The following is a 26172-nucleotide window of genomic DNA, read 5'->3' as shown; positions in this document are numbered from 1 at the left end:
GTCGCGATGGGGCGCGATCATGGGCGGCGCCTCACCGGCGGTGATCGCGGATGACCGCGATCAGGACCATGACGTTGAGCCAGAAGATGCCGGCCAGCACCAGCACGAACAGGCCGGTGCGCCACCAGCTCGGCTCGGTGGAGGTGGTGGGCAGGCTCGGCGGCACGAACACGTTGACGAAGGCGCTCTGCGCCCGCATCCGTCGCTCCGCCTCCTGCAGACCGGCGACGGCGATGGACTGCATCGTCTCGGCGAAACGCACTTCCATCTCGGCCTCCTCGAAGGCGGCGAGGGCGTTCACCGTGCTCCCCTCGGAGCCACCGGGACCGCCAAGGCTGGCGCGGAAAGCCGCGATCTCTGTGTCGATGGCGCGCACGCGGTCGCGCAGCACGCCCAAAGCGGGGCCATCGGGCGCGGAGAGCTTCTCCAGCGCGCGCATCTCCTTGTCGGCGGAGATGCGCTCCTGCTCCAGCCGCAGGAGGCTCGTGCCGAGCGCCTCGGCCGCCTGCACCGGATCGATCGCGCGCTGGCGGCTACGCCATTCCTGCTGGTGGGCGAGCGCCGCCACATAGCGCGCCTTGGCGCGGTTGAGCTGGTCCGCGGCGCGGGTCACGCTGTCGGCCCGGGAGCGGGAGATGATGTCGTTGAGCAGCACCTCGCCGGCGTGCACGACGCGCTGGGCGATGGTGCGGGCATCCTCGGGCGAGAAGGCGCGCACCCGCAGGAGCACGATTTCGGAGCGGCGGTCCACCGCGGCGGTGACGTGGCGATTCCAGTAGCGCCACACGTCCTCCAGCGTCGCATCGGCGGAGAGCCGCGAAAGCGGATCCAGCCCCGGGCGGGAGAAGAAGGCGCGCAGCCAGCCGTCGGCATCGAGGGCGGCGACGAAGGAACGGCTGGTGACGTAGCTGGCAAGGACGAAGGGAGCCTGCGCCTGGCTGCCCCCGGCCCCGCCGCCGAACAGGCTGGAGAGGCCCTTCATCACCCCGGCCATCGCGCCTTTCGAGCCATCCTCGCCGTCATCGGCCGTGGCCCGGTCGGGCTGGGATTCGCGCACGGCGAGCCGCGCTTCCGAGACATAGATGGGGCTCGCGATCACTCCCGCATAGAAGGCGCAGACCGCAGCCGGCAGCAGCACGCAGGCGACGAAAGAGAAGCGCAGCAGGCGAAACCAGCGCTGCGAGGCCGTCGCGCCGGTTCCGAAGGTGCGCGGCAGCCGCCGCCAGCGCAGCGCCGGCTGCACGAACGGCAGCACCACGAAGGCACGGCTGCGCTCGATCAGAACCCGGATGGGCGGCGCCGACGGCAGGCCCATCGTCACCTCGCTCTCAGGACCACGACATCCTGGAAATCATGCAGCGCGCCGGAGCCGATGGCCACCACGTCGAAGAAGTGGCTCCATTCGGCCTGAACATAGGCCGCGCTGATGAAGGTGATGCCGTATTCATAGGCCGTGCTGGTGAGGTGCCCCTCCTGGCGGATGAAGACGTAGCCGCGCCCGCCCTCCATCACCGGCTGCGCAGCGGCAAGCTCGGGCTCCGGGATGGACAGCATCTCGAAGATGCGTTCCTCCGAACGGGCGCGCGCGAAGGCGCGGTCGCCATGGATGGACAGGAACAGGAGCGCGCCGGGGGCGCACACGCGGCGCAGCTCGTGAAGATAGAACAGCTGGTCCTGCTCGTTCAGGTGGCTGAAGACCGAGATGGAGACCACCGCATCGAAGCTGCCGTCCGCCACCGGCAGTGGCGCGCGCGGCACGCTCAGCACCGGCTCCACATGGGCGAGATTCTGCCCGACCCAGTCAAGATGGCGGGCGTCCACATCCATGCCCACGTAGCGACCGGAGAAGCCGTGGAACATGCGCGCCAGCCGCCCGACGCCGACGCCGAAATCCAGCACCGAGCGGAAGCCGGCGAGCGGCACCGGGCTCAGCCCTTGCAGCGCGCGCAGGAAGTCGACGCCGTGGCTGGCGAAATCGCGCGGTGCGGTGAGCCCCGTCGTGTTGTGCATCAGCTCCTCGGGCGGGAACGGCGCGATGGCGCCTTCGGGCGCATCCTCGGCGCGGTTGAGCGCGAGCCAGGCGTCGAAATCCCCGGCGATGCCCGGCGCGACGCTACCCGGCGCCGCGGCCTGGGCGCGCGCGCCCGCCCCGTCGTCCGCCCGCTCACCCGCTGTCGTGCCGTCGCTCTGCGAACCCGCCATCGTCTCCGCCTCGATGCTCATCACGCCTCTTCCGTCTCCCCGCTCAGTACCCCGACGCCCTCAGGCCGACGCCCTGCCTTGGCGGGCGCGATCATAGAAGGCGACCACATCCTCCACCATATGGCGCGAGGTGCGATCGTATCGCGTGCCGGCGGACAGGGTGCGGGCAAGGCCCGGATCCCGCGCGAAGGCTTCCAGCCTGCCATACAGCGCCTTCACCGAGCCTTTTGTGAACGTGAAGCCGTTGACGCCATTTTCCACGAACTCGCTCATTCCCTCCACGTCGGAGACCAGCACCGGCGTGTGGGTGGCGAGGGCCTGGAGCAGGATCAGCGGGCTGTTCTCCACCCACACGGAGGGGATGACGAGCACGTCGATCTCCGCCAGCACCGCGGCCATCCGCTCCACCGGGAAGGTGCCGCGGAACGCCACCTGAAGCCCGGCCGAGGCCGCGCGGACCTCTGCGGCATAGGCCGGGTCCATCCGCTCGTCGCCATAGATGTCGAGGCTGAAGGCGCCGGCCGGCGCCGACGTCATGGCGTCGAGGAGGAGATGGAGTCCCTTGTGCGGTGCGAGCTGGCCGATGAAGCCGAGGCGCAGCGGCCCGGCGGATCGTTCGGGCTTGGGGGCACGGTCGATGTCGATGCCGAAGCGGCACAGGTCCAGTGGCACGCGGATGTCCGAGCGGCGATAGCTCTCCAGCATGAAGCGGGTCGGTGTGAGCGCGCCAGCATAGGCGCCATAGGCGGCGGCGAGGTGCCCCGGCCGCTCCTTGAGGGCGGCGATGGTGCCGCGCCAGTCGGCCGGCGCAAGGCGCGGCACGCGCGCCACCACCGGCGGCACCACGGCGCGCAGCAGCCCCTGCACGGCCCCCTTGTCCTTGCCGCCGGGGAAGAAGGCGCAGGCGATACAATTGGCGCGGTCGGCATCCGGCCCGGCACACAGGCTGCCGTCGGCGGCATCCAGCTTGTTGTTGAAGCAGAAGCCGAAGAAGTCTGTGAAGGTGGCGACCGTGGGCAGGCCGAGCCGCCCCGTCACCTCCAGCAGCGCCGTGGTGTGGTTGATGAGATGGCACACATGCACGATGTCCGGCCGGATGTCCCGCAGGATGCGCTCGTGGATGAAGCGCAGGGCCGGCAGGTGGAAGGTGTCGCGAACGGCGGCATTGGGATGGACGTTGCGGTCGATGCGGATGACCGGGATGTCGTCGAAGCTGTCGCGCTCCACCAGTGCGCCCTGGGCCGGCTCGCCCGGAAAGGTGGCCGTGACCACCACCGGCTCGTGCCCGAGCGCCTTCAGCTCCCGCGCTACGGTGCGAGTATAGCTTTCGGTGCCGTAGAAATGGTCGGGGAAGTAGCAATGGACGTAAAGGGCGACCCGCATTGAACGTCTGCTTCGGTCCTCAGCTCGTTGACGAGCATCTCGATGCCGAGATCGAGATCGATGACGGGGGCCCAGCCAAGCCGCTCGCCGGCGCGGCGGATGTCGAGGACAGAGGCGGGGACGTCGAAGGGACGGGCCGCGATGGGCTCGATGATGATGCGCCGCCCGACCGCTGCCTCGACCTTGGCGATCAGCTCCGACAGGGAATGGCCGGTGCCGGAGGCGATGTTCACAGGGCCGGGCACATTGTGCATCCGTCCGGCGGCGAGCAGCGCGCTCACCACGTCGTCCACATGCACATAATCGCGCACGATGGAGCCGTTTCCGAACAGCTTCACCGGGTCACCGCGCAGGGCAGCGCGGGTGAAGAGGGTGACGGCGCCGAGACCGCCCAGCTCGGTCTGCCCCGCGCCGTAGCAATTGCCGATGCGCAGCGCGATGCCGTCCACCCCGTGCAGGCGGCGGAACTTCTCCAGATAATGCTCCACCATGAGCTTCGAGATGCCGTAGGCGCTGAGCGGCTTGGCCGTGTGATGCTCCGCGACGGGCAGGTGTTCCGGCGCGCCATAGACCGCGCCGCCGGACGACGCGAAGACGATGCGGATGCCGGGATAGCGGCGCGCGGCTTCCAGCAGGCGCACGCTGCCCACCACATTTTCCAGAATGTCGCGGGCGGGATCGAGACCGGCGCTGGAGGGGATTGTGGACCAGGCCAGATGATAGACAGTGCTGACGCCGTCGAGCAGGTCATCCCAGCCGGTGAAGGTCGCAAGATCGAGGGCACGCCAGCGGACGCCACGATGGAAGGGGGCATGATCGAGCCGGCGGGTGGTGGCGATGGTGCCGACCGAACTTTCCGCAAGCCTTTGACACAGACGACGCCCGATGACTCCTGCGCCCCCCACAACCAGTGATGTCATGCCCCGCCGGCGCGAGGCCCTGCCTCCCCGCACCCTCCACCGTGTGAAGTTTACAGAAACGGCCAAGATCAAGTCCCCCCGGCACCTTCCGTTAGGACCTGCCTACCGCCTAAGCTGCTACCCTAGCGCGAACGATCCGGACCCGCCAGTCCGTATCGCACCGCAATATGCAGCAATGTTGGTTAAACTTCAGCGAACAGGCTGGCCCGAGGGAAGCCAGGCATGAGGTCTGTGGGTCGGCCGAGTGCCTGTGCATAAACCTCGGCATAGGCCGCGATCATGGCGCCGAGGCCGAACATCCGCGCCCGTTCGCGATTGTGGGCGCCAACGGCATCGAGCTTCGCGGGGTCGTCCAGGAGGTCGCAGATGATGCCCGCGAGCCCTTCGGACTCCTCGGCCAGCGTCTCCGACGTCCCGAGGATTTCCGGCAAGGCACCGACCTTGAAGCCGGCCACCGCCTGCCCCATGGCCATCGCGAAGGGCGTCACCTGCCCGAAGCTCTCCCGCACCACCGGCGCCACGAAAAGCCGGAAGCGGCGATAGAGCGTGGGCAGGTCCGCATAGGGCACGGTGCCGGTGAACTCGAAGTTGTGGAGGACTCCGGCCGCAACAGCCTTGGCGTGGAACACGGGCAGAAGCTCGCCGTCGCCTACCACGATGATCCGTGTCTTGGGCCGGCGCCGCGCAACCGCGATCAGCGGGTCGATGGAAGTCTCGCCAAGCTTGTCCGGATGGAGCCGGTAGACCATGCCGATGCTGTCCGCCGCGTCGCCGATCCAGGGGCCGGGCGTGAAGGCGTCGAGGTCGATGCCGGGATGGACCACGCGGCCGTTGACGATGTCCGGCGCGAAGGCGGCGCGGATATAGTCCGAGACGAAGACATAGGAGGAGATCCGCGCATCGCGCAGCGGCTCCACCGGCGTGTTGACGTTCTCCACCAGCACGGCCGGGGTCGGCCGCGTCGCTTCGAGCGCCGCCTCATACCAGGGCCGGTCGCTGTCGCCCCAATAGTGGATATGCACGATGTCCGGCGCCACCTGCGCCAGAACATGGGCAAAGGCGCTGACAGGGCTGCCAAGGGGCAGGTGGTGGATCACCATGCCCTCGTGCCGGCCCTGAGGCGGCAAGGCGGCGGTCAGCACCTGCATCTCGTAGCGGTGGCCGAGGCGCTCCATGAGGTCCACCACCAACTGCGTGGAGCCCCCCACGAACACGTTGGGGATGATGTGGAGCATGCGCGGGCGCGCCGGCACCGGCGGATGGTGCGGCCGCACGCGGTAGACCACGCCCTTGCGCCCGAACACGAGGCCAGCGAAATCGCGACCGAAGGTGCGGGCGCGACGCACCGGCTGCGCGCGCGCCTTCAGCAGGCCGGCGCCATCGCGTTCCGGCACCATGGCGGTGCGGCCGGCGGCGCGCCACATCTCGGCGAGCGCGCCGACGGACGGGCCGGGCGCCACGATGAGCTCGCGCAGCCGCTCCAGCGGCAGCGGCAGATTGAGGTGGAAGGTGCGCGACGGTTGCCCGGCGGCGATCTGCTCCACCTTGTAGCCGACGAGATTGGCATGGTCCTGAAGCGCCTCCAGCCGGCGGACGATCTCCTCCTGCCCCGCCGCGAGGTTGGCAAGGCTCCTCTCGATCCGGTCGAGGCGGGCGGCAAGGGCGTCATCCCCGTCCGGCACGGGATCGGCTGGGGGCGGACCGGCGACGAACGGACGAGACATCTGCAACGCGAACCTTTTGTTGGGTCATTTCGGGCCATGGTCTGGCCGACGGGCGGCGAGGATAGACACACAAGCCCGCCGGCTGCTAGTAGCGGCGTGTCCCGGCACGCGCGCCGGTTGCGGTCGCGCACAGGCTGGAGAACTGGGGCAATATGGGGCGCTCCGGGAGGGTCGAGGAGTGAACCAGGAGGTCGCATCGCGCGTCCGGCTGCCTGCACAGGGCCGATCGCCAGACCTTCTCGTGCGCCGCAATTCGCGGCTGCGCGAGGAGCTCAGGCGACAGGCCCGCGAGGCGCGCCTGCAGCGCTCCGTGGTGCGGCCCTCGGCCGCGGCGTTCTGGGGCGCGGAAGTGCGCGCCATCGCAGAGTTCCGCCTGCCGCTGATGGCGAGCTTCATCGTGGTGGCGGCGATTCCGACCCTCCTCGCCACGCTCTATTTCGTCTTCTTCGCATCGAGCCAGTACCTCTCCGAGGCGCGGTTCGCCGTGCGCGCGTCCGAGCATGCCGGCCTCGAGTCGCTCTCCGGCGCCGCCAGCCTGGGCGGCCTTGCCGAGGTGCAGGACAGCCTCATCATCGCCAATTACGTGAAGAGCCTCGCCGTGGTGGAGGCGCTGGAGGAGCGGGTCAACCTGCGCCAGCTCTATTCCCGCCCCGGCATCGACTGGTTCTCCCGCTTCAACCCCGATCGCCCCATCGAGCGGCTGGAGCGGGCCTGGCGCAGCCAGATCGACACCGCCATCGAGTCGCCATCCGGCATCATCACGGTGAAGGTGTGGGCCTTCTCGCCGCAGGATTCGCTCAAGATCGCGCAGGCCATGGTCTCGCTCTCCGAGGACATGGTGAACAAGCTCGGCGAGCGCACCCGCACCGATGCCATCTCCCAGGCGGAGAAGGAGCTGGAGCGCGCGGAGGCGCGGCTGCGCAAGGCCCGCTCCGCCGTGCGCGACCTGCGCAACGAGGTGGGCGTGATCGATCCCGCCCGCACCAACGAGGGCATCGGCAAGCTGATCGCGGACCTCGAGAGCGACCAGGTGCTCATCGACCAGGAGATCGCCACCGCCCGGCGCACGCTCAGCCCGGGGGCGCCGCAATTCATGCTGCTGGAGGCGCGGCGGCAGGCGGTGCGCGAGAACATCGCGCTGCTCAAGGCCCGCCTCACCAGCGGCCCCGGCTCGGACAAGGACACCCTCTCCGCGGTGATGACGCGCTACGACACCCTCGACCTCGAACGCCAGATCGCCGAGCGCCAGTACACCGCCGCCGCGGCGGCGCTGGAGCAGGCGCGGGTCGCGGCGGAGCGGCAGGGCATGTATCTTGCCACCTTCGTGAAGCCGGTGCTGGCGCAGGAGCACGACTGGCCGAACCGCTTCTGGATGCCGATGGCGGCGGCGCTGCTGTTCGGGCTTTTGTGGCTGCTGCTGGTGTCGGCCTTCGAGCTGATGCGGCATATCAAGTCGTGAGGCGGGCATGATCGTCACCGACCACCTCACCAAGACCTACTGGACGCACCTGAAGCGCAAGGTGGTGCTCTCCGACGTGTCGGTGAACCTCGACACCCGCGCCAGCTACGGGCTGCTCGGCCAGAACGGGGCGGGCAAGTCCACCTTCCTCAAGCTCATCGCCGGCACCGAGGCGCCGAGTTCCGGCCGCATCTATCGCTCGGTGCGCATCTCCTGGCCGCTGGGGTTCGCGGGCGGCTTCCACCCGATGATGACCGGGCGGGAGAACATCCGCTTCCTCGCCCGCGTCTACGATGCCGACATCGCGGAGGTGACGGAGTTCGTGGAGGATTTCTCCGAGCTCGGGCGCGATCTCGACATGCCGGTGAAGACCTATTCCTCGGGCATGACCTCGCGCCTCGCCTTCGCTGTCTCCATGGCCATCGAGTTCGATTTCTACCTGGTGGACGAGATCACCGCCGTGGGCGACTCGCGCTTCCAGCTCAAATGCGCGCGCGCCTTCGCCGAGCGGCGGGCGCGGGCCGGGCTCATCATGGCGTCGCACTCCACCGGCACCATCAAGGAATACTGCTCGGCCGGGATGGTGCTGCAGAAGGGACGGCTGATGGTGTTCGAGGACATCAACGACGCCATCGAGGTCCACCGCCAGCAGATGGAGGCCTGACGATGCAGCGCCCCCGTCACGCGCCGACCCATCACGCCCGGACGCGCCACGCGACCGAAACCTGGGCCGCCGCCTCCGGCATGCACGCCCGCGTGGTCGGCGCCGTCATCATGCGCGACCTGCAGACGCGCTTCGGCACCGGCTATTTCGGCTTCCTGCTGGGGCTGATCATGCCGCTGGGGCATTTGACGATCGCGATCGCAATTACGATGCTCGTCGGGCGGCCGACGCCCATCGGATCGGATACCGCCGTATTCCTGATGACGGGAGTGTTGCCCTTCATCATCTGGCTGTACGGCCACCGCCAGATCATGATGACGATCGTTCAAAACCGCCCCCTGCTCTATTTTCCGGGCGTGGACATATTCGACCTGTTCGCCGCTCGCATTGTGGTGGAAATCGTCACCAGCACCCTGGTGGTGGCCATCGTCGTCGGAACGCTCGCGCTTCTTGGGCATGACTTGGTCATCGCAGATTATCAGGGCTTCCTGCTTGCGCTGGTGCAGTCCTGGCTTTTAGGTGTCGCAACCGGGCTGGTCTTCGGCACATTCGGCGTCTTTGCCCCGATCGGATTTCTTCTTGGCAACATAATCGGCCCTCTGCTGTGGGCGGTGTCGGGAATCTTCTTTCTTCCTGACTCACTGCCAGACAAGCTCCGCAACGTATTAATTTGGAATCCTTTGTGCCAGATCGTTGACGCCCTCAGAGTAGCTTACTACGCAGAATATTCGAGCTCATTCCTCGACCACAACATCTTGAATGCGAGCATTCTTGCAATTCTATTGCTTGGAATGTTTATGGTCTCGGTGACTAGAAAATTCACGTAGAAAATATAGATGCGAGATAAGAACAATGGAAATCGCAATTATTTGCCTTGGATATTTAAAAAGCGCGACCGGAGCCGCACTCCTCGCCGATTATTTTGCTGATTGGGCAGATTTCTACATTCACATTGATGCAAAATCAGATATTTCGCCTTACAGCCATGCTGCGGCGACCCACGCGAACATCCGCCTCGCTGAGCGCCGTTTCCCCATCTTCTGGGGAGGATTCAATACGATCCGCGCCTGCGTGACCACGATCGAGCAGGCCCTGCGGGCAAAGAACTACGACCGCATTGCCTTCATCACCGAAGATACCATCCCACTGGTCGGACGCTCCGAGTTCTTGAGGTGCATGTCGGAACCGACAGAATGGATACAGACCTATCGTTCCACAAATGAGGAATGGATCGCGAGATATCGGGGCTTTTATTTCTTCGATTCGCTAGCCACCAACCCTCGGCACGTCCCCCCGCTGGATCGGAGATGGACGACGCATGAGCTCGCCAGCCTAAAGCGTCTCGAAGCGTTGCAACAGAGAGGAAAGGCGAACATCGAGCTGATGTTCGGCGGTGGCACATGGTGGTGTCTGTCGCGGGCGCAGATCGACAAGTTCCTGTTGCACTACCATGCGAACGACCATGTTCGCGAAAGTTTTGAATTTTCAGCAATTCCCGAAGAACAATACATCCACACAGTGCTCGGAAGTCTCGCCGAAAGCCGGACATTTGTACACACCGACTGGTCTCGCGATCCCCGTCCTTATGTTTTCCAATCCATTGATGAGATAAGTTCGCTGGATGCGCGCGGCGCCCCGATGCTGCGTAAAGTTGCGCTCGATGTTCCCGAGATCGAGACCTTCGTCCGATCGTTGGCGCGGTGCTGATCACGTCTGCTGCCGTACAGAAAGTTGGAGGGCGGCACAAGCGCCACCTTCCGTAAGGTTGCATAGCCGGCAACGCTCGTTCATAAAGCGTGGCGAGAAACATCAAGGGGGGCAGGATGAGCGGTGATGCGCGGCTTTGCGTACTTTTTGACGCGCACCCACAGGTTGACCCCGAGTTCCTGGTAGCCAATTTGGAGCGGGTCGCCGAAGTTTTTTCGGGCTTTGCCGATGTCGTTCCGATCCTCGACGCAACGCAGTCGACGGCTCCCGATCTGCCCGGTGCGTTGATCCTGTCGCGCTCAGACATTTTCGATGGCATCGCGCACAGCAAGGGCGATTTCGTCGTTCCAGGAAATTGCGACCTAAAGCTCCTCGCCGCCGTGTCCCGTCTGGAGCAGTATAGCCATTTCATCCGCCTCGAATTCGATGTTTGGCCAACCGACATTGCGCAGCACCGAGTGCGCGAATTCTGTAAATTGGCCACATCAGGGGCCTTTGGCGCCAGCTATCTGCGTTCCCAGCCTCAGGACGCCGCATGGGTCTACTGGCCGACGCTGACAACCGGCTCCTTTACCGTGCCGGACGACGAAAAGCAGGCGGCGTTCCTTCCCCTCATCTTCTTTCCGCGCCAATTTGCAGACTTCTATGCGGCTCGATTGCGCGAGGGCTGGTCGGGCCACTACGAGGCGTTGATGCCGACCCTCGCGCGGCAGGCGGGACTGAAGCTCATCGACCTCGGCAATTCGGGGCGGAAGTTCACTTTGATCGAAGAGTTCAATGTGGTTCCGCAGTCCTTCAGTGCGCCTCCACGCGCAGCGTTTGTGCATCCCGTCAAGCGTTTGACGCAGATCGACGCGGTTCACTTCCGGCCTCAGGAGCATATCGAGGGCTCGCCGGCCGAGATCGAGGCGCTTAAGGCGCGTCTATCCCTCTCCAACGACTATCTTGAATTCGGAGCCGGGGGTTCGACCGTTCTTGCCTGCCGGATGGGCGTACAGACCGTCACGTCGATCGAGACCGATCTCACTTTCTGCAGCGATCTCATCGATCGCTTCTCGCTGCGGTCTTATATCGACACTGGCCGGCTGCATCTGAGGCATGTTCATGTGGGACCGACGGGTCCGTGGGGTTTCCCGATTGAAATGCCGGCAGATCGCCTGATTGAAAATTACGTGGGTTGGCCGTCGAAACAGAAGAGCGCCGACCTGATCTTGATTGACGGCCGCTTTCGCGTTGCCGTCGCGGCGGATTGTGCGCTTTCGCACGGTAGCGACACAACTATTATGATACATGACTATTTTGATCGCCCGCAGTACCGGCCGATCGAGGAGTTTCTGACCCTGCGTGAGCGCGTTGACAGCCTCGCAATCTTCTCCGTCCGCGAGGATCGAAGAAACGCAGCCGAGCAAATACGTCAACAGTACTTACATGATATGCAATAGCCTTACCCTTCGATAGGGGAAAACGTTCCAACCGGCCTATTTATAGGCGCTTGATCGCTCCGCCGGACACCGAGAACGATGTAGCAACCTACCGCCGTGCTGCACCGCCGCAGGAATTTGACACCGCCCTAGCCGAACGTTAATTGAACTTTTCGGCACCCAAACCTGAGCGTGCGGCGGTTGCGGTGAAGCAGGGCGGAGCAAGGTGATGGGCTGGCTCGCAAGTCTGCTGCAGCGCGGCAAGGTTGCTTCGGCTGGGGCGATTCCCGCGGCGCGAATCGAGGCGGACGCGCCGCCGGTGGACCAGGGTCCGCCCCCGGACCACCCCATGCCTGCTGCCCCCCCTTCCGCCGCCGTTGAGACCGGTCCCATCTGGTCGCCCCTCTTCGATGGCAAGGCCGAGCATCCGACGGACGGGGCGGGTCTCGACCGCCTGTTCCGCGACCGTGACCTGCTGGTCATCACCGGCTGGGTCAGCGGCGACGCTTCGCTCCGTGTGGAGAGCGACGCGGGGGTGATCGAACCCAAGCTGCGCGTGCAGGTTGCCCGCCCCGACGTCTCCGCCGCCTACGGATTTCCGGCGCGGGTGGACGGCCTGCTCCTCGCCTATCGCCTGCCGGCCGGCCACTCCGCCCGCGTCGTCGCCAGCGCCGGCAAGCACAACCGCTGCGGTGAGATCACCGCCTTCCCGGCCGATGGCTGCGAGCGCGACCTCGGCCGCATCGTTGCCGAATACGCCGTGGCCCGGGCGCCGCTGGTGGACGTCGTCTACGACCTGCCGCAGCACCTTGCCGCCGTCGTCCGATCCGCCATCCCCTCCACCGAGCCCGGCGCCCCTCAGGGTCACATGGAGATCCTGAAGTCGGTGCCCGGCGCCGGCGGTCTCTGCGTCGGCTGGACGCTGGGAGAGGGTCCCTTCTTCCTGATCGACGAGAACGGCCTGTGCCAGCCGCTGGAGGCGCCCGAGCGCTGGAATCGCCCGGACATCTTCAGCGCCTTCGCCGCGGACTACGGCGCCGCCTGCGCCGACGCCGGCTTCCTCCAGGCCCTGCCCGCCGGCTTCGGCCGCCACGCCCGCCTCATCGCCCGCCACGGCGACACCCTCGTCCTCGCCCACGAGCGGGACGTCGAGCCCGCCCCGCGTGACGCGGTCGGGTATGCCCGCTGGGCGTTCTCCTTTCCGGTCCCGCCCGAACGGATGGCGGCACGTTTCAGCCGGCATGACGGAGCGGTGCTGAAAACCCTCATAAACCGCATCGAACACCCCAAGAATACTTGGGTGGAACGTGCTGGAATCGTGCCTGCTCAGCCCGAGGTGTCGATCGTGGTGCCACTCTACGGGCGCTACGATTTCGTCGACCACCAGTTGCTGGAATTCGCCGAAGATCCCTTTATTCGCAAGCGTTGCGAGGTGATCTACGTGGTCGATGACCCGACCATCCGCGCGCCCGTCTTCGCTAATCTGGACACCTGGTGGCAGCTCTACGGCGTTCCCCTTACCCTGGTATGGGGTGGACGCAATCGCGGCTTCTCCGGCGCGAGCAATCTGGGCCTCTCGCAGGCGAAGGGGCGGCAGGTGCTTTTCCTGAATTCGGACGTCATTCCAACGCGTTCCGGCTGGCTCGAGGACCTGAGCCGGCGCCTTGACGACCACTCGGACTACGGCCTCCTCGGCACTCGCCTGCTGTTTCCCTCGGGCGGCGTCCAGCATGACGGTATGGTCTTCGAATATAACGGGAAATACGGGGTCTGGCTGAATCAGCATCCGGGCAAGGGCCTGCCTCCGTTGAGCGCCACGGCGGGACAAATCGTGCCCTGGCCCGCCGCCACCGGCGCCTGCCTCCTCGGCGACCGCGCGGAAGTGGCGGCGCTCGGCGGCTTCAGCGAAGACTATCTCATTGGAGACTTTGAAGATTCCGACCTGTGTCTGAAGATGCAGGCGGCCGGCCGCTCTGTCGGTGTGTGCCCGGACATCGCGCTGACGCATCTCGAGCGCCAGTCCTTCGGCCTCCAGGGTTCGGGTGATTTCCGCATGCGGGTGATGCTATTCAACGCCTGGCTCCATCAGGAACGCTGGCGCCCTGCCATCGAGCGCCACTCGGTCACCGATGCGGGAGCCGCGGCATGATCGGCACAGCCCTCATTATCGCTCACGGCCATCTTGATTTCAGCGCCGGCGGCGCGGAAGTCGCGGCACATCAATTGTTTACGGCCCTGCGCGAGAGCGGCGCCGTGCGGCGGGTCGCACTTCTCGCCCGCCACGGCGGCACTGCCACCGGCCTCGTGACCATGCTGCGCGAGGACGAATACCTCTGGCGCACAGGCATGGGGGACTGGTTCACTTTCCGCTCGTCCCAGCCTCAGGCCGTGACCGGTCCGTTCCGGAACTTTATCGAGCGGCTCAAGCCTGACGTGGTGTTCGTCCACCACTATGCCCATATGGGCCTGGAAATGCTGCGGGAACTCCGCCGCATCTGTCCGGACACGCGGATCATCCTGACGCTTCATGAATTCCAGGCCATCTGCAACAATAATGGACAGATGGTGAAGCCCAGAACCACCGAGCTTTGCTTCAATGCCTCCGCCGAATCCTGCTCGGTCTGCTTTCCCGAGCGCAGTGAAGAAGACTTCTGGCTGCGCAAGCATTTCATCAGCCGACACTTCGATATGGTGGACCGGTTCATCGCTCCCTCGGAATTCCTGCGCCAGCGCTATATCGACTGGGGCATTGCGCCAGAGCGCATCGCGGTGATCGAGAACGGCCAGCCATCCGGCAAGCGCCTGCCGCCGCGTCCGCTGACCGACAACGAAAGGCGCAACCGCTTCGCTTTTTTCGGCCAGGTGACGCCATTCAAGGGCGTGGACGTGCTCCTCTCTGCCCTCGCCAACCTCAGCCGCGCCCAGCGGCGCGAGCTGCATGTGGAAATTCACGGAGCCAACCTCGAGAAGCAGTCGGACGCCTTTCGCGACCGCATCGAGGCGCTGCGCCAGCCGCTGATGAAGGAGGGCGTGCTGCACTGGCCCGGCGCCTATCATCGCGATGATCTTGAACGGCGATTGTCGCGCATCGACTGGGTTGTGATGCCGTCGGTGTGGTGGGAGAATTCGCCGGTTGTGATTCAGGAGGCGCGGCGTTTCGGCCGACCCATCCTGTGCTCGAACATCGGTGGCATGGCGGAGCATGTGCGCGACGGTGTGGACGGACTTCATGTCGGCGTGGGGAACGTGACGGACTGGGGCGAAAGCCTTCTTGCCGCCACCGACCCGGACCGCTGGGATCGTCTTGTTCAAAGCCTGCGGCCACCGGTTCCCGTCGCAACTGCGGCGCGGCAGTATCTCGAATGGGCTCTCGACGACACGCCGCGTCGGGCGTCCGAACCACCCCGGGTGATTTCGGGCCGCGTCTGACCGCGCGAAAGTGCAATGGCGGCATTGTCGGGCGCGGACCCGAAAAGCACAGCGGGAGACGACAGGGTTGCGTTCTGAGATTATTTCCAGTCAGGGTGGCTTTGATCTTGCGGTCATTGGACAGGCTCTGCGCCTGCCTGGCGCTGCGAATACGGATGCGCTGTGGCGTCTCCTGAAGTCCGGGCAGTCATCCGTCCGCGACTTTCCGATCGGGCGCTGGCCCATCGAGCGCGCGCTGCACCCGCGCCGCTCCGAGCCGGGGTTCAGCTACACCTTCGCGGGCGGCTATCTTGAGGACCCCTTCGGCTTCGATCCAGCGGTGTTCGGCATTTCGCCGCGCGAGGCGCAGCAAATCGACCCGCAGCAACGGCTGCTGCTGGAGGTGGTGTTCGAAGCGCTGGAGGATGCCGGCCTGCCACCCTCGCGCACGGCGGGGCAAGATATCGGCGTTTATGTCGGCGCTTCGAACGTGGACTACCAGTCCGGCGCTGCGGGCGACCCTGCCGCCATCGAGAGCCATTTCATGACGGGGAATTCCCTGTCGATCATCTCGAACCGGATCTCCTACATCTTCGACTGGCGCGGCCCGAGCTTCACGGTGGACTCCGCTTGCTCGTCGTCCTTCGTAGCGCTGGTCCAGGCCGCTGCCGCGCTCGATGCGGGATTGATCGACACCGCAGTCGTCGCGGGCGTCAACCTGCTTCTGTCGCCGGCCCCCTTCATCGGCTTCTCGCGCGCCTCGATGCTGTCGCCGACAGGTCGCTGCCGCCCCTTCTCCGCGGGCGCAGACGGCTACGTGCGATCGGAAGGGGCCATCGCCATCGTCCTGCGCCGCGCGACGGATGCCCGCGCGGCCGGCCAGCGGATTCGCACCGGGATCGTCGGCGCCGCTGCCAATTCGGACGGTCGCACCTCCGGCATTTCGCTGCCGTCCGCGGAGGGCCAGGCGGCCCTCATGTCCGCGCTCTACCAGCGGCTCGGCATCACGCCGGACCAGCTCGCATTTGTCGAGGCGCACGGCACCGGCACGCCGGTGGGCGACCCCATCGAGGCGAGCGCCATTGGCTCCGCGCTTGGCAGGGGCCGCTCGACGCTGCTGCCCGTGGGCTCGGTGAAGTCCAATATCGGCCATCTCGAATGCGTTTCGGGCCTCGCGGGACTGGTCAAGGCGGGCATGGCCCTCGCAGAAGCCCGCCTCCCGCGCACGCTCTATCTCGACGAGATGAGCCCCTACATCGATTTCGCCGCACTCAACCTCATGCCGGCGCGAGAAGAGGTGGCTCTCGACCTGGCCCGGACGCCGTTCGCCGGAGTTTCCAACTATGGTTTTGGCGGCACCAACGCGCACGTGATCCTGCGCGCGCCGGACACGGAGCCCCAGCCGCAGACGGCATCGGACTCACGCCTACTGCTGCTCTCCGCGCGGTCCCAGGCAGCGCTACGGGGGCTTGCTGCCGGCTATGCCGAGCGGATCGAGGCCGGCGATGTGTCGCCCGCGACGATCGCCTCCGCCGCCTTCCATCAGCGCGAACGGATGGACCTTCGGCTTGCACTGCCGGTGGGCGATGCCAGGGACATGGCGGCAGCCTTGCGCGGGTTTTCCCGGGAAGAGGCGGCCCCCTCCGTTGCCACGGGCAAGGTTCAGGTGCGCCCCGGCAAGACGGTCTTCGTCTACAGCGGCAATGGCGCGCAATGGGTGGGCATGGGGCGGACAGCGCTCGTCCGCAACCCCGCCTTTCGTGCGGCCTTCACCGCGATCGATGCGCTCTATCGGGACGTCGGCGGCTGGTCTCTGGCGGAAGCGCTGGAAGCACCGGACCTCGCCACCCGCCTCGGCCGCACCAGCGTGGCACAGCCGCTGCTCTTCGCCATCCAGGCCTCACTCACGGCCGCGCTGGAGGCCGAGGGCGTGGTGCCTGACGTGGTGCTGGGCCACAGCGTCGGCGAGGTCGCCGCGGCGCTGGCGAGCGGAGCGCTCGACCTGGAGCAGGCCGTCCATCTCATCCATCACCGCAGCCAGCGGCAGGAGAGCGTTGCCGGCCTCGGCCGCATGATCGCGCTCGCCGCCGGGCCGGCGCAGGCGGATGCCTTCGTCGCCGGTCTCGCTGCGCCCGGCCTTGTGGTCGCGGCCTATAACGGCCCTGGATCGGTGACGCTGAGCGGTCCGGAAACCTCGATTGCCCTCGCAGAAAAGGCAGCTCGGCTGCAGCGGATCGCCTCCGTCGCACTCGATATCGCCTATCCGTTCCATTCCGGCCTCCTGGACGGGGCCGAACAGGCCATCCGCGAAGATCTGGCCGGCCTCGCCCCCCGCGAAACCCGCGCCACCTTCGTCTCGAGCGTGACCGGGTCGGTCCTCACCGGACCCGCCCTCGACGCCGAATACTGGTGGCACAACATCCGCCTGCCGGTGCGTTTCGCGGCAGCGGTCGAGGCCGCCGGGGCACTGGGCGGCACCCATTTCGTGGAGATCGGTGCACGGCCGATCCTGGTCGGTCCCACAGGCGACACTTTGCGCGAGGCCGGCGTCACCGCCGAATGCCTTGGCAGCCTTTCCGAGCGGGACGACCAGGCCGATGGCGATCCGGTGCATGCGCTGGTCGCCCGCCTTGCGGCGCGCGGCCTCGAGCCCGATGCGGAACGGAGCTTCGGCGCCCCTCCCCCGCCCCTCTCCCTGCCGCATTATGCTTGGGACCGGCAGCACTATGTGCTGCCCACCACGTCCGAGGCCATCGGCCTCTACGGACGACTCAACGATGCACCCGCGCCCCACCCTCTGCTCGGTCTCAAGGTGAGCGAGGGCGTGCCGGAATGGCATGCCTGGGTTGACGCCGAGATCGTGCCCTATCTTGGTGACCATCGGGTGGACGGCGAGGCCGTGGTCCCCGGAGCTGCGCTCGCCGAGATGATGCTTTCGGTCGGCCGCGCGGAACTCGGCGAAGGCCCGCTGGAGCTTTCCGATTTCGACATCCTGCGTCCTCTCGCCCTTGCCGAAGGCAGCATGCGCGAGGTTTCCACGCGCTTCGAGGCGACCACCCGCACCTGTGAGATCTGGTCCCGCCACCGGCTCGCCGGCGGCGCCTTCGTGCTGCACGCTACCGGCCGGCTGTCGCTCGCGGTGGGTGAGGCCGCCCGCCAGCCCGGGCCGGTGCCTTCCGACGCCTGGCAGGTGAGCGAGGACGAAGTCTATGCCGCCGCCATGCGCTGTGGCCTCGACTACGGACCAAGCTTCCGCCGCGTGCGCCGCGTGGTCCGCGATGCCGACTCCGGCATCGCGCAGATCGCGCCGGGCCGTCCGCCGCTCGGCGCATATCAAGACAGGCTGCTGATCGATCCGACCGCGCTCGACGCGGCGCTGCACATGCTGTTCCTCGACGCCGACGTGGTGGAGGGCGAGACGCGCACCCACCTGCCGGTGCGCCTCGGTGCGCTCCGGGTCTGGCAGCCGGGCGCAGCGGTCACCCGAAGCATCATGCGCCGCAAGCGCAAGAACCGCTTTACCGCGGTGGTGGACCTCACCTTGCTGGCCGCCGACGACAGCGTCGTCGCTGAGGTCGCCGATCTCGTGCTGCGCGAGGTGGTACTGTCGCAGCGTCCGGACGAGGAACGCCAGTTCCACGTGGACATCGAGCCCGTGCGCATGGACGCGGCGACGCCGCCCGGCCGCGCGATCGAGGTGCGGCCCGAGGCGAGCGATGCGGCACTGTTGCTGCGCGCCTTCGTGCGCTCCTTCGCTTATGAGTGCGCATCCCAAGCCGATACCGGCCTCCTCTTGCGCGCCTCCGAAGGCCGCTCGGCGGTGCTCATGGGCTATCTGGCCGGGTGCGGCCTTGCCGAGCACTCTGAAACGGGCTGGCAACTGAAGGAGGCAGCTCCTCCGCCGTCCCAGTTGATCTTCCGCTCACTCGCCGAGCGATTTCCTCAGGCGAACGCCGAGATCCGTCTTGCCGCGCATCTCGTGGCCAGCCAACCCGCTTCGCTCTCGGAAGGTGGCTCCGACCTTCCCGCCCACCTCGCTGAGCAGTTCGAGACGGAGTCGGTATCCGCCGCCGCGACGCTCGGAACGTTGCGGGATGCCATCGAGGCACGTATTGCCGCCTGCGCGCCGCGACCGATCCAGATCGTCGCCGGCTCGCGGCCCGGCGCGGCTCTGATCGCCCTCCTGCTTCCGTTCGCCCGTGACGGGCGCGCTCAGGTGACGATCTTCGGCGCGAATGCCGTCGAGTGTGAGCGCCTCGCGTCCATGCCCGGAATGGACGCCTTTTCCGTGGTCGACGGCGCCGCACCGGATGCCGCTGTCCCGCCGATCGATCTCGTGCTCGGCCTTGCCGATACCACCGCCGACGTCGACGTGCTTGAGCGCGTGGTGCCCCGCTGCCCCGGTGCGCAGGTGACGGTCGCCATCCCGGCCTTCGACGCGGCCCTCGACCTTCTGCTGGGTGCGCCCGATCCCGAGGCCGCCGCGGCGAGACAGCGGCCAGCCCCTGAACTGGTGGAAGATGCCCTGCGACGCGCGGGCGCGGTCGATGCCATCCGGAGCGACGGTTCAGGCACCGTCCTGCTCACCGCTTCCATCGCCCCCGCACCGCCACCCGAGGTGAGCGCGCCTGTCTGGGTCGTCGGCGATCGCGCCCCGACCTTCGCACTGGCGTTGGCGAGCGCCGCCGATCGGGTCATCGGCGGAACGCCGCCCGAGCCGGAGACCACCCTGCGGGCACTGGTCCTGCCGATGGTCTTCGACGCCGAGGCCACACCGCGCGATGCATTGGCTTCCGCCCTGCTCGATCTCAAAGCGCTGATCGCCTGGGCGGCAGCGGCGGACACGCGGTTGTGGGTCATCACCGCGCAGGGCCGTCAACAGCCGGGTGAGGTGCTGGATCCGCTGGCGGTAGCCGTCTCGGCCTTCGTCCGGGTGGCGATGAACGAAACGCCCGGTCTCGACCTTCGCGTCATCGATGTGGGGACCCTCGACGCTGCTGCCGCACGCCGCGTCCGCCGCATCATCGACGCTCCCGGTCTGGAGACGGAACGGGTTTCGCGCCCCACGGGGGAGTACGCTGTCCGGGTCCGCCGCGGCCCTGCGCACGCGGCGATTTCGATCGACGACGCCCATCGCACACGGCTCCATGTAGGCCGCCAGGGCGCGCTCGGGGCCATGGAGTGGCGCGCCGAGCCGCGCATCGCCCCCGAAGAGGGGCAGATCGAGATCGAGGTGGCCGCGACCGGCCTGAATTTCCGCGATGTGATGCTGGCGCTTGGGGCGCTCGATGATGACATCCTCGGCCCGGGCCTCACCGGCGCGTCACTCGGCTTCGAGATGGCCGGCACGGTGACGCGGGTGGGTCCCGGTGTCACGGACCACGCCGTCGGGGACCGCGTGATGGGCTTTGCGCCGGACGCCTTCTCTTCTCATGTGACGGTGCCGGCGTGGTTCGCCTTCAGGGTGCCGGAGACCCTTGCCCTCGAGGCGGCGGCCGCCGTGCCGGTGGTGTTCGCCACGGCCTGGTACGCCCTTATCGACCGCGCCCGCCTGACTGCTGGCGAGACTGTGCTGGTGCACGGCGCCGCCGGCGGCGTGGGCCTCGCCGCCGTGGGTATCGCCCTCGCGCGCGGCGCGCGGGTGATTGCCACCGCCGGCACGCCGGAGAAGGCAGCGCTCCTCAAGGAGCTGGGCGTGGAGGCCGTCTACAACTCCCGCGATCTCGCCTTCGCCCGCGACATCGCGCGCGATCACGGCAAGGTCGATGTCGTGCTGAACTCGCTGGCCGGCGACGCCATGGCGGCGAGCCTGAAGCTGGTGAAGCCGTTTGGTCGCTTCATCGAGCTGGGCAAGCGCGATTTCCTGTCCAACACGACCGTGGGATTGCGCCCCTTCGCCCGCAATATCAGCTATTTCGGCGTGGACCTCGACCAGTTGCTCGCCCACGACAAGGCGCGGGCAACGGCGCTGATGGCCGAGATCGGCGAAGCGTTTGCGAGCGGCTCGCTCCAGCCGATTCCGTACCGCATCATGGAAGGATCGGCGACGGAAGATGCCTTCCGCCAGATGCAGGCGGCGCGGCACGTGGGCAAGATCGTGGTGCGCCCGCCCCGCTCGGGGCGTGTCGTTTCCAATACGCGGGAAACGCCGGCCCTGCGCACCGGCGTGCATCTCGTGCTAGGCGGCAACGGCGGCTTCGGGCTGGAGACGGCCCTGTGGCTGGCGGCACAGACCGCCGGCACAGTGGCCATCGCCTCCCGCTCGGGCGTGCGTGCGGCCGGCGACCTCGCCCGCATCGAGGCCGCCCGCGCGGCCGGCGCTCGGATCGTCGTCGCGCAGGCGGATGCTCGCGACCCCGCGGCGCTGGAGGCGCTGGTGGAGCGGCTCGTGGCCGATCACGGCCCACTTTCGAGCGTGATCCACACCGCGATGGTGCTGCGCGACGGCGCCATCCCCAATCTCGATGCGGAGAGCCTCGACGCGGTTCTGGCGCCGAAGGTGGACGGCGTTCTCGCGCTGGACCGGATCACCGAACGGCATCCGGTGGACCATTTCATCGTCTATTCCTCCGCCTCGGCCATGATCGGCAGTCCCGGACAGGGCGCCTACGTGGCGGCCAACGCCTTTCTGGAAGGCGTGGTGCGCAACCGCCGCGCGCGTGGACTTCCGGGCCTCGCCGTCGCGTGGGGCGCGATCTCCGATGCCGGCGTCATCGCCAAGGACCAGGACCTCGGCCAGAGGCTGACGCGGGCTACCGGCGTCGCCGGCATCGCCTCCGCCGAGGCGCTGGGCTTTCTCGGCCGGCTGATGGCGCAGGGCGATGCGGCGGACGTGGTGAATGTCTACGCGCAGGTGAACCGCACCGCCATCGCCAGCCAGCTGCCGGTGCTGCGCACGCCCACCTTCCCCCGCCTGTTCTCCACCACGGCGGACGGCGCGGCGGGCAGCGGCGAGGATCTGATGGAGCAGCTTGCCGGCCTCGGCGATGTCGAGGCGCGCGCGCTCATGCGCGACGTGCTCGGCCGCGAGGTCGCCGGCATCCTCCGCCTCGCGCCGGAGGCCGTGACGGGGACGGCGGCGCTCTCCGAACTCGGCATGGATTCGCTGATGGCGCTGGAACTGCGCCTCACGCTGGAGAAGAAGTTCGGCTTCGAGCTGCCGCTGCTCTCCATCGGCAGCGGGCGCACGCTCGACGATCTGGCCGCCGTGGCGCTGTCCAGCCTCCGGACTCCCGAGAGCGCGCCGCCGGCCGAAAGTGCTCCGGCGGTGGTGCTCGCCCCCGAGCAGGCCGCCCTCGCGGCCCGGCACGGCATCGACCTCGACGCCAAGTCCATCGAAGCCCTGACGGAAATGGCCGCCGGCTCACGCGACGCCAGGGGGACCGCATCATGAGGCTGCTGCCGTGAGCGGGCGTCGCGGACTGTCCGACGACGACCTTGCGCGTCTCCTCGGCGAGATGCGCGAGGGCAGCGCCGTGCCGGCGCCCGCCGCCTCCCCCGCCTTCGTGGATCGGGACAGGCTCCTCTCGTTCGAGAACCTGCCCCGCTACAAGGAACTGTCCGCGCAGCAGGCGGCGGCCGACATGCTGGGCCTGAAAAACCCCTACCACCGCCTCCATGAGGGACGGTCCGGCGCCACCGCCCGCATCGAGGGGCGGGATGTCGTCAATTTCGCCAGCTACGATTATCTCGGCCTCAATGGCGATCCGCGTATCATCCGCGCCGTCGCCGAAGCGGCCGAGACGTGGGGCACCAGCGTGTCGGGCAGCCGCCTCTCGTCCGGCGAGCGCCCGGCCCATCTGGCGCTGGAGCGGGCGCTGGCCGGCCTTTACGGGGCCGAGGATGCGATTGCCTTCGTGAGCGGCCACGCGACAGCCATCGCCGTCCTTCCGACGCTGATGGGGCCGAAGGATCTCGTCGTCACCGACGCTTTCATGCACAATTCCGTGGTACTGGGCGCGCAATATGCGCCGGCCACCCGCCGCACCTTTCCCCATAACGATCTCGACGCGCTGGAAGCCATGCTGGAGCGCGAGCGCCACCGGTTCGAGCGGGTGCTGGTCGTCAGCGAGGGCCTGTTCTCCATGGATGGCGACGGGCCGGAACTCGCCCGTCTCGTGGCGCTGAAGGAGCGGTTCGGCTTCTGGCTGATGATCGACGATGCGCATGGCCTCGGCGTGCTCGGCGCGACGGGACGTGGCATCGCCGAACATGCGGGCGTCGATCCGCGGGCGGTGGATATCTGGTTCGGCACGCTTTCGAAATCGCTGGTGAGCTGCGGCGGCTACATCGCCGGGCCGGCCGCGATGGTCGCTTATCTCAAGGCGTTCGCGCCGGGCATGGTCTACAGCGTCGGCCTGCCGGTGCCGGTGGCGGAAGCCGCGCGCATGGCGCTCGGCCTGATGCTGGAGGAGCCGGAGCGCGTTCAGCGCCTCCAGGCCAACAGCCGGACCTTCCGCGATGGCGCCGCCGCGCTCGGTCTCGATGTAGGGCCGTCCTGGGGCGCCGGCATCGTGCCGATCATGGTGGGCGAGACCATCAAGACCGTGATCCTCGCCCAGCGCCTGCTGGAGCGCGGCATCAACGCCTTCCCGGTGCTGCCGCCGGGGGTGCCGGAACGCTCGGCGCGGCTGCGCTTCTTCCTCTCCGCCGCGCATAGCCCCCAGCAGATCGACGCGGCGCTTGAGGCGCTGGCCGAAGAAGCCTCGGCTCTGGGGCTTACGGGGGATCGTCCGCGCTGAGTGCATCGCGCCACGCCGCGAACGCGCTGTCCCAGTCCAGCAGGGGGCGCTGCGCCAAGGCCCCCTCGCGGAGGGCACGACGGGCGTCCTCGTCCTCCACCAATCGCGCCAAGCCCCCGACGAAGCCGGACGCATCGCCGGGCCTGAACAACAGGCCATCGACGCCGTGGCGCACCTGCCCCGGCAGTCCGCCGGCCTCGAGGCCGAGCACGGGAAGGCCGCTGGCCAGGGCCTCATAGACCGCAAGGCTGGCGTTCTCGAAGCGGGACAGGGTGGCATAGAGGTCGCTGTTGGCGAGCAGCGCGCCCATCTCCGCGCGGGGCACCGCACCCGTGAGACATCCCGCTGGCAGAGGCGCGACCAGCCGCTCCACCTCGCCCCGCAGGGCGCCATCCCCCGCGACCACGATCGCGAGAGCATCACCCAGCCGCACGGCGAGCGCCGGCAGCACGCGCTGCCAGTCCGCCCACCCCTTGTCGGCGGTCAGCCGGCCGGCGATCAGCATCACCACGCGCCCGTCGATGTCCGGTCGCGCCCAGCGGTCGGCCCAATAGCCGGGCTGGCGCAGATCGGGGCGGAAGCCGCGCGTGTCGGCACCGTTGAACCGGCCAGCGCGGCCATTCGCGAGGCCGAAGCGCCGGAGCCGCGCGAGCGAGGCCGCGCTCGGGACAAGGGTCGCGTCATAGCGATTGTAAAGCTGCGCCACCACACGCCAGACCACAGCGCGAACTGGCGCGACAAGACCGTAGTAGCGGCCTTCCGCGCCGAGATAATCGGCAAAATTGGTGTGGAAGAAGGCGACCAGCGGAACCCGGTGGCGCCGCGCGAACGCCTGCCCCGGAATGCGGCGGAGACCGAGGGCCAGCCGTTCGGGTTCGTCCACATGGATGAGATCGGGCCGGAAGGCGGCCAGCGCCCGGTCGATCTCCCGGGCGGCGGCCGGCACCACGTTTCGGTCGGAAGCCGCCGCGCCGAAGGGCACGCTCGGCAGGCCCACGAAAGTCACGGCCTCAGGGAGACCTGCGGGGCGCGCACCGTCGGCGGCGGCAGGCGCAAGCAGCAGCACCTCGTCGCCGCGCGCCACCAGCCGGCGGACCCGGGCATCGACGCTGACGGTGACGCCATCGAGCACCGGCAGGACGCCGGACGCGAGGATGGCGATCCTCATGCCAGCCCCCTCAAGCGGAGACCGCGACGGTTCCGCCCGGCACGACGCCGAAGGCGCTGTAGAAGGCGAGAAGGTCCAGCGCCATGTCGCGCTCGGTGCGGTCGTAGGCGGTCGTCCGGCTCATGTTGGCGGCAAGGTCAGGCATGTCCACGAAGCGTTGGAGCACGAGGGCGAGCGCTTCCGCATCGCCGCGCGGGAAGGAAAAGCCGTTGACGCCCTCCTCGACGAACTCGGTCATGCCCGGCACGTCCGAAACGGTCACCGGGGTATGGGTGGCGAGGGCCTTGAGGAGGGTCAAGGGCGCATTCTCGAACCAGGTGGAGGGCATCACCAGCACGTCCACGTCGGCCAGAAGCCGCGCCATCTCGCTTTCCGCGAAGGTGCCGCGGAACCGCGCCGGCAAGGGCGGCACCGTCTGTTCCGCCACCGCGCGCAGGTCGCGGGCATAGGCCGGCGACAGGCTCTCCGATCCCCAGATGTCGACGGTGAAGGCGTCGCGCGGCAGCGCCCGCAACGCCTGGAGCAGCAGGTGCGGGCCCTTGTGATAGGCCAGCTGGCCGATGAAGCCGAAGCGCACCGGCCGGGTCGGCGCGGGGGGCTTGGGCGTCCGGTCGATATCGACGCCGAAAGGAGAGCGGAACAGCGGCGGTCCCGCCCCATGGGCATCGAACAGCTCGGCCAGAAAGGTGCTGGGCGCGAAGGCGGCCTTGCAGTGGGCGAGGGCAACGCGGAGCACCTGCGCCCGATCTCGAACCGCCCGCGCGTCGCGGCCGAGGGAAAAGGGCAGGACTGGCGCAAGCATCGCGGCGGTCACACCCGCAGCCGTGCGGACGGCAGGCTGCGCGAGGATCCGCCAGAACGCGCTCGGCCGCTCCACGGATCGCGCGAGCATGCCGCAGGACAAGCAATTGCTGCGGCTCGCGTTCGGCCCGTGACAGAGCCTCCCGTCCGGCAACTCCAGCCGCGTGGTGATGCAGAGATTGAAGAAATCCGTGAGCGTCGCGAACGTCGGAATGCCCATCCGGGCGGTCACATGCGGGAGCGTCGCCGTGAAATTGGCGAGGTGGGCGATATGAACCACATCCGGATTCAGATCGCGCAGGATGCGCTCGATCAGCGGGGCGAGCGCGGGATGGTCATAGTCCTCGCGCGCGGAGCGCGACGGGCTCCGGTTGCGGTCGATGCGGACCACCGGGATGCCCTCGACCTCGTATCGCACGACCTCCTCGGCCTGCCCCTGCTCGCCCGCCCCGCGCGCGGTCACCACGGTCGGGGCATGGCCCAACGCCTTGAACTGGCGCGCCAAAGCGAGGGTGTAGGCCTCGGTTCCATAGAGGTGGTCCGGATAGAAGGCGTGCACGAACAGCGCGACGCG

At 67.8% G+C, this 26172-nt stretch carries 16 protein-coding genes; 9 read left to right on the top strand and 7 right to left on the bottom strand.

What is annotated here, in order from left to right; all coding sequences use genetic code 11:
- Positions 1–31: 31 nt before the first annotated feature.
- The 5 genes from V5F63_RS10425 to V5F63_RS10405 form a co-directional block, all read right to left on the bottom strand.
- Positions 32–1315, bottom strand: coding sequence for a KpsE/RkpR family capsule polysaccharide export protein (locus tag V5F63_RS10425; protein WP_394102623.1), 1284 nt, complete (start codon positions 1313–1315; stop codon positions 32–34).
- A gap of 2 nt (positions 1316–1317) precedes the next feature.
- Positions 1318–2223 carry a class I SAM-dependent methyltransferase gene (locus V5F63_RS10420; protein WP_394102622.1) on the bottom strand — a complete coding sequence of 302 codons (906 nt, stop codon included), beginning with the start codon at positions 2221–2223 and terminating at the stop codon, positions 1318–1320.
- 39 nt (positions 2224–2262) lie between these two features.
- On the bottom strand, positions 2263–3585 hold the full coding sequence (locus V5F63_RS10415) for a glycosyltransferase family 4 protein (protein ID WP_394102621.1): 1323 nt from the start codon (positions 3583–3585) through the stop codon (positions 2263–2265).
- Complete coding sequence (locus V5F63_RS10410) at positions 3510–4505, bottom strand: NAD-dependent epimerase/dehydratase family protein (RefSeq protein WP_394028524.1); 996 nt, start codon at positions 4503–4505, stop codon at positions 3510–3512. Before V5F63_RS10410 ends, V5F63_RS10415 begins: the two co-directional genes overlap by 76 nt.
- A 182-nt stretch (positions 4506–4687) precedes the next feature.
- The gene (locus V5F63_RS10405; protein ID WP_394102620.1) at positions 4688–6229 is read right to left on the bottom strand and encodes a glycosyltransferase family 4 protein; all 1542 of its coding nucleotides are present in this window, start codon (positions 6227–6229) and stop codon (positions 4688–4690) included.
- Between the two features lie 178 nt (positions 6230–6407).
- On the opposite strand from V5F63_RS10405, the gene V5F63_RS10400 reads away from it, so the two are divergent.
- The 9 genes from V5F63_RS10400 (at position 6408) to V5F63_RS10360 (ending at position 23629) form a co-directional block, all read left to right on the top strand.
- Positions 6408–7688, top strand: a complete 1281-nt coding sequence (locus tag V5F63_RS10400) for a KpsE/RkpR family capsule polysaccharide export protein (protein ID WP_394102619.1) — start codon at positions 6408–6410, stop codon at positions 7686–7688.
- A 7-nt stretch (positions 7689–7695) separates the two neighbouring features.
- Positions 7696–8352, top strand: a complete 657-nt coding sequence (locus tag V5F63_RS10395; RefSeq protein WP_209488962.1) for an ABC transporter ATP-binding protein — start codon at positions 7696–7698, stop codon at positions 8350–8352.
- 2 nt (positions 8353–8354) lie between these two features.
- Positions 8355–9179 carry an ABC transporter permease gene (locus V5F63_RS10390; RefSeq protein WP_394102618.1) on the top strand — a complete coding sequence of 275 codons (825 nt, stop codon included), beginning with the start codon at positions 8355–8357 and terminating at the stop codon, positions 9177–9179.
- 25 nt (positions 9180–9204) lie between these two features.
- On the top strand, positions 9205–10059 hold the full coding sequence (locus V5F63_RS10385; protein WP_209488960.1) for a beta-1,6-N-acetylglucosaminyltransferase: 855 nt from the start codon (positions 9205–9207) through the stop codon (positions 10057–10059).
- 116 nt (positions 10060–10175) lie between these two features.
- Positions 10176–11501, top strand: coding sequence for a hypothetical protein (locus V5F63_RS10380; protein WP_394102617.1), 1326 nt, complete (start codon positions 10176–10178; stop codon positions 11499–11501).
- A gap of 208 nt (positions 11502–11709) precedes the next feature.
- The gene (locus V5F63_RS10375; protein ID WP_394102616.1) at positions 11710–13629 is read left to right on the top strand and encodes a glycosyltransferase family 2 protein; all 1920 of its coding nucleotides are present in this window, start codon (positions 11710–11712) and stop codon (positions 13627–13629) included.
- Positions 13626–14909, top strand: a complete 1284-nt coding sequence (locus V5F63_RS10370; RefSeq protein ID WP_394102615.1) for a glycosyltransferase family 4 protein — start codon at positions 13626–13628, stop codon at positions 14907–14909. The genes V5F63_RS10375 and V5F63_RS10370 overlap by 4 nt, the downstream gene beginning before the upstream one ends.
- 67 nt (positions 14910–14976) lie before the next feature.
- Entirely contained in the window at positions 14977–22281 is a 7305-nt protein-coding gene (locus V5F63_RS10365) for an SDR family NAD(P)-dependent oxidoreductase (protein ID WP_394102614.1), read from the top strand.
- A 10-nt stretch (positions 22282–22291) separates the two neighbouring features.
- Positions 22292–23629: an aminotransferase class I/II-fold pyridoxal phosphate-dependent enzyme gene (locus V5F63_RS10360; RefSeq protein ID WP_394102613.1), complete on the top strand. Its 1338-nt coding sequence runs from the start codon at positions 22292–22294 to the stop codon at positions 23627–23629.
- On the opposite strand, the gene V5F63_RS10355 is transcribed toward V5F63_RS10360, so the two are convergent.
- Positions 23607–24797: a glycosyltransferase gene (locus tag V5F63_RS10355; RefSeq protein ID WP_394102612.1), complete on the bottom strand. Its 1191-nt coding sequence runs from the start codon at positions 24795–24797 to the stop codon at positions 23607–23609. The two genes, V5F63_RS10360 and V5F63_RS10355, sit on opposite strands and share 23 nt — an antisense overlap.
- Positions 24798–24807: 10 nt before the next feature.
- Entirely contained in the window at positions 24808–26157 is a 1350-nt protein-coding gene (locus V5F63_RS10350) for a glycosyltransferase (RefSeq protein WP_394102611.1), read from the bottom strand.
- Between the last annotated feature and the right edge of the window lie 15 nt (positions 26158–26172).

The organism is Xanthobacter wiegelii, from assembly GCF_043193855.2.
In the GTDB taxonomy this organism is placed as follows: domain Bacteria; phylum Pseudomonadota; class Alphaproteobacteria; order Rhizobiales; family Xanthobacteraceae; genus Xanthobacter; species Xanthobacter flavus_A.
Note: the sequence above shows the minus strand (reverse complement) of the source record. Positions and strands in the feature narration are given on the sequence as shown.